Genomic DNA, 1,345 nt, shown 5'->3' on the forward strand with positions numbered 1-1,345 from the left:
GCGCGGCGGGATATCTATCTGCTGCTGACGCAACCGGGCGCGGATCGTATTTCACAGCCGCATCCACCTGGATCGGTTGAACACATCATCGTGACGCAGGGTAAGGCGATGGTAGGATTGACGGAAGCGCCGGAGGAGTTAGGCGAGGGGGACTATATTTGTTACCCCGCCGATCGGGCGCATATTTTTAAAGCGCTGGAGCCTGACACCCAGGCGATTCTGGTTTCTGAGCAGAACTAACTGTTCTGTTGCGTTGTGCCGGATGCGGCGCGTTAGCGCCTTATCCGGCCTACAAGTCTATTGCAAATAAAACACTTCTTTTAGCTCTGCGCTAACCGGGCTGTTGTCCGGGTTTGCTGGCATTACGTCACGCATATGCTTCCACCAACGTTGGCAAACGTCGGTGCTGGCAACGGCATTCCAGCGTTCTTCGGACTCAATCTCAACGGTGGCGAACAGCAGATTGCGCGCCTGATCGAGATAAATCGCGTAGTGATGGGCGCCGTGCTCTTTCAGCACCGCTTCCAGCTCTGGCCAGATGGGATTGTGCCGACGTTGATATTCAACGTGCGCGTCGGCATTCACCTGCATCACAAAGGCCTTGCGGATCATAACGCCTCCAGATACAGCTCGCGGACCTCGTCGCGGCTGGCGGTGCGCGGGTTGCATGGCGCACACGGATCGGCCAACGCTTTATCCAGCCAGCCTTCAATATCCTCTTTCGTCACGCCAAGGGAACTAAAGCCCGCAGGAATACCAACACGCTTGCTGAGTGCACGAATCGCGTTGATGGCCTCCATACTTGCCGCTTCATCGCTCATGTCACGGGTATCGACGCCCATCGCCTGCGCCACGCGGGCAAAGCGCGTCACGGCGTTCGGACGGTTAAAGTTTTCGATTACCGGCAGCAGGATGGCGTTGCAGACGCCGTGTGGCAGATTATGGGTTGCGCCCGGCTGGTGCGCCAGCGCATGCACCAGACCCAGACCAGCGCTGTTAAATGCCATCCCCGCCAGATACTGACCAAATGCCATTTGTTCACGGGCTTCGAGGTTATGACCGTCGTCGACCGCTTTTGGTAGCCACAGGTTGATCAGGCGAATTGCTTCCAGTGCGTTAGCGTCGGTGAGCGGATGAGCACCAACGGAAACATAGGCTTCCACCGCGTGGGTCAGGGCGTCCATACCGGTTGCGGCGGTGACGGAGGCCGGGATTTCCAGCATGACGCTGGCATCATCCACGGCGATATCCGGGATGATATTCGGGTCGATGATCACCTCTTTAACCTTACGGGCAGAGTCGATAATGACCGCGTTGCTGGTCATCTCTGCTGCCGTACCGGCGG

3 protein-coding genes are annotated in these 1,345 nt (G+C 57.7%); 1 reads left to right on the forward strand and 2 read right to left on the reverse strand.

Going from position 1 to position 1,345, the window contains the following annotated elements:
• The coding region (locus FDW94_RS24260) for a cupin domain-containing protein (RefSeq protein WP_249358517.1) at positions 1-240 on the forward strand (240 nt) is incomplete at its 5' end.
• Between the two features lie 57 nt (positions 241-297).
• Here the strand turns inward: FDW94_RS24260 and rhaM are convergent.
• Both rhaM and FDW94_RS24265 read right to left on the reverse strand, forming a co-directional pair.
• Positions 298-612: an L-rhamnose mutarotase gene (rhaM, locus tag FDW94_RS14145; protein ID WP_003825253.1), complete on the reverse strand. Its 315-nt coding sequence runs from the start codon at positions 610-612 to the stop codon at positions 298-300.
• The coding region (locus FDW94_RS24265) for an iron-containing alcohol dehydrogenase (protein WP_249358520.1) at positions 609-1,345 on the reverse strand (737 nt) is incomplete at its 5' end. The genes FDW94_RS24265 and rhaM, both read right to left, overlap by 4 nt.

The organism is Citrobacter sp. wls757, from assembly GCF_005280935.1.
Taxonomy (GTDB): domain Bacteria; phylum Pseudomonadota; class Gammaproteobacteria; order Enterobacterales; family Enterobacteriaceae; genus Citrobacter; species Citrobacter portucalensis.